This is a genomic window from Dietzia sp. SYD-A1, from assembly GCF_015356725.1.
Taxonomy (GTDB): Bacteria; Actinomycetota; Actinomycetes; order Mycobacteriales; family Mycobacteriaceae; genus Dietzia.
This window is the reverse complement of record NZ_JADDKI010000203.1, coordinates 1-9531: the sequence shown is the minus strand read 5'-3', so window position 1 is coordinate 9531 and position 9531 is coordinate 1. Positions and strand designations below refer to the sequence as shown.

General features: G+C 68.7%; 7 protein-coding genes. 5 read left to right on the top strand and 2 right to left on the bottom strand.

Annotated features, from left to right (window positions below):
* The first annotated feature begins 109 nt into the window (after positions 1–109).
* The 3 genes from rarD to ilvA are packed head-to-tail and all read left to right on the top strand — an operon-like array spanning position 110 to position 5971.
* Positions 110–1087 (top strand): EamA family transporter RarD, encoded by a 978-nt coding sequence (gene rarD, locus IY392_RS09260; protein ID WP_375292907.1) that lies wholly within the window; start codon positions 110–112, stop codon positions 1085–1087.
* Between the two features lie 12 nt (positions 1088–1099).
* Complete coding sequence (dnaE, locus tag IY392_RS09255; RefSeq protein WP_194861053.1) at positions 1100–4654, top strand: DNA polymerase III subunit alpha; 3555 nt, start codon at positions 1100–1102, stop codon at positions 4652–4654.
* A gap of 42 nt (positions 4655–4696) precedes the next feature.
* On the top strand, positions 4697–5971 hold the full coding sequence (gene ilvA / locus IY392_RS09250; RefSeq protein ID WP_107756234.1) for a threonine ammonia-lyase IlvA: 1275 nt from the start codon (positions 4697–4699) through the stop codon (positions 5969–5971).
* Between the two features lie 7 nt (positions 5972–5978).
* Here ilvA and treZ read toward each other — a convergent pair whose 3' ends face one another.
* Complete coding sequence (gene treZ / locus IY392_RS09245) at positions 5979–7757, bottom strand: malto-oligosyltrehalose trehalohydrolase (RefSeq protein ID WP_194861052.1); 1779 nt, start codon at positions 7755–7757, stop codon at positions 5979–5981.
* A gap of 54 nt (positions 7758–7811) precedes the next feature.
* Between treZ and IY392_RS09240 the strand changes: the two genes are divergently transcribed.
* Both IY392_RS09240 and IY392_RS09235 read left to right on the top strand, forming a co-directional pair.
* The gene (locus tag IY392_RS09240; RefSeq protein WP_182612448.1) at positions 7812–8489 is read left to right on the top strand and encodes a YigZ family protein; all 678 of its coding nucleotides are present in this window, start codon (positions 7812–7814) and stop codon (positions 8487–8489) included.
* 4 nt (positions 8490–8493) lie between these two features.
* Positions 8494–8730 carry a hypothetical protein gene (locus IY392_RS09235; protein ID WP_095717309.1) on the top strand — a complete coding sequence of 79 codons (237 nt, stop codon included), beginning with the start codon at positions 8494–8496 and terminating at the stop codon, positions 8728–8730.
* Positions 8731–8825: 95 nt separating this feature from the next.
* Here the strand turns inward: IY392_RS09235 and IY392_RS09230 are convergent, their stop codons facing one another.
* The gene (locus IY392_RS09230; protein WP_194861051.1) at positions 8826–9500 is read right to left on the bottom strand and encodes a nitroreductase; all 675 of its coding nucleotides are present in this window, start codon (positions 9498–9500) and stop codon (positions 8826–8828) included.
* Positions 9501–9531 lie beyond the last annotated feature (31 nt).

Here is a 9531-nt window from a genome sequence, read left to right as displayed (position 1 = left end):
GTGTGGCAGCGGTTCGCCGTCCGGCCCCTCCAACCACAGCAGGTGGACGCCGCGCTCCCGCTGCCGGACGACGCGCCCGTCCCGTCGGCGTGAACGTCAGGGAGCCGGGATGGCACGGATGCGTGACCGTGGCGTGGTGATCGGGAAGCGGGACCCCACCGACCGGTCCGTGGCGATCGGGATGCTCGCCGGTGCCTGTGCCTACACCCTGTGGGGATTTTTCCCCGCGTTCTTCCCGTTGCTCGAACCCGCGGGTGCGGTCGAGATCGTGGGCCACCGCGTCGTGTGGTCGCTGGTGATCATGGCGCTGGTGCTCTCCGTCACCCGGCGATGGCGGCAGCTGTGGTCCCTCGACCGTCTCTCGTGGGCGCGGATCGCCGGGGCCGCCGGGTTCATCACCGTGAACTGGGGGGTCTACGTCTACACGGTCAACTCCGAACGGGTCACCGAGGCCGCGCTCGGGTACACGATCAACCCCCTGGTGAGCGTCCTGCTCGGGGTCCTGATCTTCCGCGAGCGGCTGAACCGGCCCCAGGTGGGCGCGGTGGCCCTCGCCGTGGTCGCGGTGGGCGTTCTCACCGCGGGATACGGACACGTCCCGTACCTCTCGCTTCTGCTCGCGACGAGTTTCGGCTTCTACGGGGTCGTCAAGAAGAAGCTCCGTGCGGACCCGGTGGTCGGGATGACCGGGGAGGTGCTGGTCATCGCCCCCCTCGCCCTGTCCGTGCTGGTGTGGCTGGGTGTGACCGGCGCGGGCACGTTCACCGGGCACGGGGTGGGGCACTCGGCGCTGCTCGCCGCCAGCGGAGTGGTGACCGTGGTGCCCCTGCTCCTGTTCGCGACGGCCGCCCAGCGCATCCCCCTGGCCACCGTGGGAATGCTGCAGTACATCATCCCGATCCTGCAGATGGCCTGGGGACTGCTCGTGGTGGGCGAGCGGCTGGACGCGGTCCAGTGGGCCGGTTTCGCGCTGATCTGGACCGCGGTGATCGCGTTCACGCTGGCGGGGCGGTCGCCACGCTCGGCGCGTGCTGGGGTTTCGGGTCGTGTCGGAGCGGCGACCTACACTGGGCCGGACAAGCCGTAGGAGGAATGCTGCGTGGGCGGATCCCAGTTCGTGCATCTGCACAATCACACCGAGTTCTCGATGCTCGACGGGATGGCGCAGATCACCCCGTTGTTCGCCGAGGCCTCCAGGCTGGGGATGCCGGCGGTGGGAATGACCGACCACGGGAACATGTACGGCTCCTCGGACTTCTACAAGCAGGCCGTCAAGACCGGGATCACACCGATCATCGGCATCGAGGCGTACGTCGCCCCCGAGTCCAGGTTCAACAAGAAGCGTGTGCTGTGGGGCGAGAAGCACCAGAAGGGTGACGACGTCGCGGGGTCGGGCGCCTACACCCACATGACCATGCTCGCGGAGAACGCCACCGGTCTGCGCAATCTGTTCCTGCTGTCCTCCCTGGCCTCGTACGAGGGACAACTGGGTAAGTGGGCCCGCATGGACGCCGAGATCCTCGCCGAGCACTCCGAGGGGATCATCGCCACCTCCGGATGCCCCTCCGGAGAGATCCAGACCCGCCTGCGCCTGGGTCAGCGCAAGGAGGCCTACGAGGCGGCCGAGAAGTGGCAGTCGATCTTCGGGAAGGACAACTTCTTCCTGGAGCTCATGGACCACGGAATCGACATCGAGCGACGGGTCCGGGAGGACCTGGTCGCGCTGGGCAGGGACCTGGGTATGCCGCCGCTGGTGACCAACGACTGCCACTATGTCACCCGCGAACAGGCCCACGCCCACGAGGCGATGCTGTGCGTGCAGACGGGCAAGACCCTCGCCGACGAGAACCGTTTCAAGTTCGACGGCGACGGGTACTTCCTCAAGTCCGCCGACGAGATGCGGGCCCAGTGGGATCCCGAGGTCCCCGGTGGGTGCGACAACACGCTGTGGATCGCCGAACGCGTCCAGCCGTACGACGAGATCTGGGCCCCGAGGGACCGGATGCCCAAGTTCCCGGTGCCCGAGGGCGAGACGGAGGACACGTGGCTGGCCCGTGAGGTCCACAAGGGTCTGGAGTGGCGCTTTCCCGCGGGGGTACCGCAGGAGTACCTGGACCGCGCGCAGTTCGAACTCGAGGTGATCAAGGGCAAGGGGTACCCCGGGTACTTCCTCGTGGTCGGTGACCTCATCGAGTACGCCCGTTCCATCGGGATCAAGGTCGGTCCGGGCCGGGGCTCCGCGGCGGGTGCGCTCGTGGCCTACGCACTCAAGATCACCAACATCGACCCGATCGAGCACGGCCTGCTGTTCGAGAGATTCCTCAACCCGGAGCGCCCGTCCGCGCCGGATATCGATATCGACTTCGACGACCGCCGCCGCGGCGAGATGATCCGCTATGCCAGCGAGAAATGGGGTTCGGACAAGATCGCCCAGGTCATCACGTTCGGCACCATCAAGACCAAGGCCGCCATCAAGGACGCCGCCCGCGTGAACTTCGGCCAGCCCGGCTACGCGATCGCCGACCGGATCACCAAGGCCCTGCCGCCGGCGATCATGGCCAAGGACATCCCCCTGTCGGGCATCACCGACCCCACGCACGAGCGCTACGGCGAGGCCTCGGAGGTCCGCCAGCTCATCGAGACGGACCCGGACGTCAAGCGGATCTACGACACCGCCCGCGGGCTGGAGGGCATGGTCCGCCAGGCGGGCGTCCACGCGTGTGCGGTGATCATGTCCTCCGAGCCGCTGCTCGACGTGATCCCCATGTGGAAGCGTGCCCAGGACGGCGCCCTCATCACCGGCTGGGACTACCCCTCGTGCGAGGACATCGGCCTGCTCAAGATGGATTTCTTGGGCCTGCGCAACCTCACTGTGATCGGCGACTGCCTGGAGAACATCAAGTCCAACCGCGGCGAGGAGATCGACCTCGACACGCTCAGCACCGACGATCAGGCGACCTACGACCTGCTGGCCAGCGGCGACACGCTGGGGGTGTTCCAGCTGGACTCCGGTGGCATGCGCGAGCTCCTCAAGCGGATGAAGCCCACCGGCTTCAACGACATCGTGGCCGCTCTCGCCCTGTACCGACCCGGGCCGATGGGGATGGGCACGCACTGGAACTACGCCGACCGCAAGAACGGCAAACAGGAGCTCACCCCGATCCACCCGGAGCTGGAGGAGCCGCTCAAGGAGATCCTGGGCGAGACCCACGGGTTGATCGTGTACCAGGAGCAGATCATGGCGATCTCCCGCGAACTCGCGGGCTACACGGCCGGTGAGGCCGACGGGTTCCGCAAGGCCATGGGTAAGAAGAAGGCAGAGGTCCTCGCGGCCGAGTACGAGAAGTTCTCCGGCGGCATGGGTGAGCGCGGGTTCTCCAAGGAGGCCGTGGACGCGCTCTGGGGCACCATCGAGCCGTTCGCCTCCTACGCATTCAACAAGTCCCACGCGGCCGGCTACGGGCTGGTGTCGTTCTGGACCGGTTACCTCAAGGCCAATTACCCGGCGGAGTACATGGCCGCCCTGCTCACCTCCGTGGGCGACGACAAGGACAAGGCCGCGCTGTACCTGTCCAACTGCCGGCAGATGGGGATCCGGGTGCTGCCGCCGTCGGTCAACGAGTCGCTCACCAACTTCGTCTCGGTGGGCGAGGACATCCGCTTCGGGATGGGTGCGGTCCGCAATGTCGGTACGCACGTGGTGGACTCCGTCGTGTCCGCGCGCAAGGAGAAGGGGGAGTTCACCGACTTCTCCGACTACCTGGCGAAGATCGACCAGACCGCGTGCACCAAGAAGGTCACCGAATCGCTGATCAAGGCCGGAGCGTTCGACTCCCTGGGACACCCGCGCAAGGGCTTGTTCCTGGTCCACGCCGACGCGGTCGAGTCGGTGATGTCCACCAAGAAGGCCGAGGCGGTGGGTCAGTTCGACCTGTTCGGCGGCGGGGATGCGGAGGAGGCCGGGGGAGCCTCGGCGTTCAGTGACGTCTTCGCGGTCCGGGTCCCCGACGAGGAGTGGGACATCAAGCAGAAGCTGGCGCTCGAGCGGGAGATGCTGGGACTATACGTCTCGGGCCACCCGCTCGACGGGCTGGAGCCCGCGCTCGCCGCCAAGACCGACACGTCTATCGCCACCATCCACGAGGGCGAGCTCCCGCACGGCACCGCGGTGACGATCGGCGGGATCATCTCCGGCGTGGACCGGCGGGTCAACAAGAACGGCGAACCGTGGGCGATCGTGACGATCGAGGACTTCAACGGCAGCGTCGAGGTGCTCTTCTTCCCCAAGACCTATCGCCTCGCCGCCCTCGACATCGCCGAGGACGCTGTCGTCCTGGTCAAGGCTCGCATCAACATCCGCGAGGACCGGGTCTCGGTGTTCGGCGACACCCTCGAGGTGCCGGACCTGGTCGTGGGTGGCAACGGCGCCCCGCTGGCGCTGACGTTGCCCACGAAGATGTGCACCATCGAGACGGTCACCGCCCTCAAGCAGGTCCTCGGGCGGCACCCCGGTCCCTCGGACGTCCACCTGCGGTTGGTCAACGGGACGTCGTCCACGGTGTTGCGGTTGGACGACCATCTGCGGGTCGAGACATCGTCTTCGCTCATGGGGGATCTCAAGGCGCTCCTCGGGCCGGGCTGCCTCACCGGATGACCAGTTGGCGGTGACAGACCGCGCGGTGGGACACTGGTCGTCGTGACCGTGACCGACTCCGCCGCGACCCAGGTCGTGACCCCCGACGACATCGACACCGCTGCCCGCCGCATCGGCGATGTGATCCTCGCCAGCGAGCTGCACCAGAGCGAGCGGTTGAGTGAGCAGACCGGTGCGACGATCCTGCTCAAGCGCGAGGACCAGCAGGCGGTCCGGTCGTACAAGATCCGTGGTGCGTACAACCTGATGTCGCAGCTGACCGGTGACGAGCGAAGCGCCGGAGTGGTGACCGCGAGTGCGGGTAACCACGCCCAGGGCGTCGCCTTCGCCTGCCGGAGCCTGGGGATCAACGGCCGCATCTACGTTCCCACCAACACCCCCAAACAAAAGCGCGACCGGATCCTCGCCCACGGACGCAACTGGGTGGAGCTGGTGGTCACCGGCGTCAATTTCGACGCGGCTCAGGCCGCCGCCCGCGCGGACGCCGAGCGGACGGGCGCGACGATGGTCCCGCCGTTCGACCATCCGGACACCATGGCCGGCCAGGGGACCATCGCGGCGGAGATACTGGCGCAACTCGACAGCGTCCCCGACGCGGTGGTCGTGCCCGTCGGCGGTGGCGGACTGGTGGGCGGGCTCGCGACCTACCTGGCGGAGTACGCCCCTGACTGCAAGGTCATCGCGGTGGAACCCGCGGGGGCCCCGTCGCTGACCAGGGCCCTGGAAGCGGGGGAACCGGTGACCCTGGACACCGTCGACACCTTCGTCGACGGCGCGTCAGTGGCCCGGCTCGGCGATTTCCCGTTCGGGGTGATCTCCTCGATGACCGAGCGGATCCAGGTCCTCACGGTGGACGAGGGCGCGGTGTGCACCGCGATGCTGGAGCTGTACCAGAACGAGGGGATCATCGCCGAGCCCGCCGGCGCGTTGGCGGTCACCGCGCTGGACCAGCTCGACATCGAGGAGGGTGCGACGGTCGTCTGCATCATCTCGGGAGGCAACAACGACGTCTCGCGGTACAGCGAGATCATCGAACGGTCGTTGGTCCACCAGGGCCTCAAGCACTACTTCCTGGTCAAGTTCCCCCAGGAACCCGGTCAGCTGCGTCGGTTCCTCGACGAGGTGCTGGGGCCGGAGGACGACATCACGCAGTTCGAATACCTCAAGAGGAACAACCGCGAGTACGGGGCCGCCCTCGTGGGCATCGAACTCGGCTCGGCCACCGGTCTGCATTCACTGCTCGAACGCATGGACGCCTCGCGTATCGACTGCGAGCGGCTCGAGCCCGGAACCGCGGCGTACGAGTACCTGACCTGAGCCCGGTCTACCCCGTCACCGTGTGGGTGCGCACCACCGCGAATCCGAAGGCCTGACAGAAGACCGAGTCATGGTCGACCACCGCTCCCGAAGTGAGCACCTCGTCGCCGGTGACCGGGACCCTGCTCGGTTCGGTTCCGAGGTTCACCACCAACGCCAGAGAGCCGCGGTGGACGATCAACCAGCGGCCGTCGTCGGCTTCGACCCCGCACCGCACGCGCACCGCACCGAGCCACGGATCGCTGAGCTCGGGTTCGGCCCGCCGTAGCGCGATGAGCGCACGGTACCCGCGCAGGATCCCGGCGTGCTGGTCCTCGGACTGCTCGGACCGGTCCAGCACCGACCGCCGGAACGTCTCCGGGTCCTGGGGGTCGGCCACGGTGGCCGGGTCCCATCCCATCTCGGCGAACTCGCGGGTCCGTCCCCGGCGCACGGCCTCGGCGAGGTCGGGTTCGGGGTGCGAGGTGAAGAAGCAGAACGGGGTCCGGGCGCCCCACTCCTCGCCCTGGAACAACATCGGGGTGAAGGGGGAGCACAGGATGATCGCGGCCTTGGCCAGCTGCTGGGCCGGGGTGAGGTTCACCGACGGCCGGTCGCCCGCGGCGCGGTTGCCCACCTGGTCGTGGGTCAGGGTGTAGGCGACGAAGCGGCTGCCCGGCACCCGTTCGACGTCCAGCGGGCGGCCGTGGACCCGGCCCCGGAACGCCGACCATGTCCCCGCGTGCAGGAAGGCCCCGGTGAGCACCTGACGTAACGCCTCGAGGGAGCCGAAATCCGAGTAGTAGCCCTGGCGTTCCCCGGAGACCGCGGCGTGGACGGCGTGGTGCACGTCGTCGTCCCACTGCCCCGTGAGGCCCAGCCCGCCGCCCTCGCGCGCGGTGACCAGCCGCGGGTCGTTCTGGTCCGACTCCGCGATCAGGGACAGCGGTCGTCCGAGGTGGGCGGAGAGGGACTCCACCTCCACCGCCAACTGCTCGAGCAGGTGCACGGCCGAGCCGTCGTGCAGGGCGTGGACCGCGTCCAACCGCAGGGCGTCCACGTGGAACTCGTCGAACCAGCGCAGGGCGTTGTCGATGATGTACCGACGCACCTCGCCCGAGTGCGGTCCGTCGAGATTGAGCCCCGACCCCCACGGTCCGTCGGCCGCGGACAGGTACGGGCCGAACTCCGGGAGGTAGTTCCCGGACGGGCCCAGGTGGTTGTAGACCACGTCCAGGCAGACGCCGAGCCCGCGGGCGTGGCAGGCGTCCACGAACTGCTGGAACGCGTCCGGGCCGCCGTACGGCTCGTGCACGGCGAACCACGCCACCCCGTCGTAACCCCAGCCGTACTCCCCGTTGAACGCACCCACGGGCATCACCTCGACCATGTCGACGCCCAGCTCCACCAGGTCGTCGAGGTGATCTATCGCGCTGGTCAGAGTGCCGCCGGGGGAGAAGGTGCCCACGTGCATCTCGTACAGGACCGACCCCGCCAGTTGGCGACCGGTCCAGTGCGCGTCCGACCAGCGGGTGGCGTCCACCCGGTGCACCCGTGAGAGTCCGTGCACGCCGTGCGGCTGGCGCGGCGACCGCGGGTCGGGACGCGGATCGCTCGTCTGGCCGTCGTCGCCCGTCACCACGAACCCGTAGTCCCTGCCCTGCTCCCGCACGACGGTCGAGGACCACCAGCCGTCGGCAGCGCGGGTCATGGGAAAAGGATCGGCGTCGGCGGAGTCCAGGACCAGACCGACGGCTTCGGCTGTCGGCGCCCAGACGGAGAAGGTGTCACTGCTCGCGGAGGTCACACCCCCAGGGTAGGGAATGTGGGCGAGCGGGGGCGGCGCGGCGATACTGGTCCGATGACCGACTCCGCGACTCGTGTGCTCAGGCTGTCCGCCGGCCCGGACGTCACGGGCACGTACGAGGAGAGGCGCTCGAGGTTTCTCGCGGTGTTGAGGAGGTGTGACGACGAGGCCGCCGCCCGTGACCTGATCTCCGACCTCCGTCGTGCCCACCCGGACGCGCGCCATCACTGCAGCGCGTTCCTGGTGGACGTCCCCGGGTCCAGTCGGATCGAGCGCTCGAACGACGACGGCGAGCCCTCCGGAACCGCCGGCACCCCCATGTTGGAGGTACTCCGCGGAAGTCGGGTGACAGGGGTCGGGGCGGTGGTCGTGCGGTGGTTCGGCGGAACGCGACTCGGTACGGGCGGGCTGGTCCGGGCGTACGGCTCCGCGGTGTCGTCCGCGGTCGACGAGGCGTGGCGGGCGGGTCGGATCGTGGAGGTGACACGAACCCAGACGTGGCGGGCCGAGGTCGACCACTCACTGGCAGGGGGCCTCGAGGGAGCCGTTCGCGCAGCGGGGGCGCAGGTGCTCGGCGTGGACTACGGCGGGCGGGTCGAACTGACGGTGGCCGGTGACCTCGAGGTGCTGGGTCCGATCCTGGCTACCCGGACGTCCGGTGGCGTCGAATGGGAGCCCGCCGGGGTGGCGACCACCGAGAACGCGGCGCGGCTGCGAGATGTGGAATCCTGACATCATGAGCATGCAGCCCTACCAACCGAACTCGATCGAGGCCCAGAAGCAGCAGGTGCGCAAGGATGCCCGCACCACGGCGATCGCGCTGGGCGTGACCGTGGTGGCGCTGCCGATCGCGTTGTTCGCCAGTTCGTTCTTCACCGTGGTGGCGATACTCGCGGGGATAGTCGCGATCTACAAGGGGAACCAGGTGCGCCAGGCCATCTCGGGCAAGCCCAAGAACCGCGAACTCTACTGACGGACCGGGCCCGCCCGGAACCTGGTCAGCCGTGGCGGCGGACCACCGGCCCCGCTCACCCGTGGCGGCGGACCACCGAGCCCGCCCGGAACCCGTCAGCCGTGGCGGCGGACCACGTCGGTGAGGTCCGCGCGGCCGGCCCGGAAGGTGTTGGCCGGGTGCTCCGGGTCGGCGTACCCGAAGGAGATGCCGCACACGATCATCCGGTCGTCGCTGATTCTCAGGTACTCGCGGACCCCGTCGGAGTACAGCGCGAGGGCGGCCTGGGCGCACGTGGCCACGCCGAGTGAGGACGCCGCCGCCAGGAACGTCGCCACGTAGCCCCCACAGTCCACCGCGCCATAGGTGCCCAGGCCCGCGTCCGAGGTGATCACCGCGACGTGTGGGGCGCCGAAGAACCGGTAGTTCTCCAACATCTGCGTCAGGCGCGCCTCCTTGTCGGAGCGCTCGATGCCCAGCGCGGTGTAGAGGCCGTACCCGCTCTCCCGCCGGCGCTCGCCGTACACGCCGTCGTAGCGCTCAGGTGCCGGCAGATCCGATCGCATGCCGTTGTTCAGCACGTACTCGGTGAGGTGCGCGGCGAACCCGGAGGTCGCCGACCCGCTCACCAGGTCGACCTGCCATGCCTGGGAGTTGCACCACGAGGCCGTGCGCTGGGCCATCTGCAGGATCCGGTCGATCGTCTCGTCGGGGACGGGCTGGGACGTGAACCCTCGGCAGCTGTAGCGGTCGTCGAGGATCTGCTCGAGCGTGTCGGCGGCGTCGGTCATGGACCCTCCAGGTGATGGCGCGGAACTGTGA

Coding starts and splice junctions, on each gene's coding strand:
- rarD (WP_375292907.1), top strand. CDS start 110: ATGGCACGGATGCGTGACCGTGGCGTGGTGATCGGGAAGCGGGACCCC.
- IY392_RS09240 (WP_182612448.1), top strand. CDS start 7,812: ATGACCGACTCCGCGACTCGTGTGCTCAGGCTGTCCGCCGGCCCGGAC.
- IY392_RS09235 (WP_095717309.1), top strand. CDS start 8,494: ATGAGCATGCAGCCCTACCAACCGAACTCGATCGAGGCCCAGAAGCAG.
- IY392_RS09230 (WP_194861051.1), bottom strand. CDS start 9,500: ATGACCGACGCCGCCGACACGCTCGAGCAGATCCTCGACGACCGCTAC.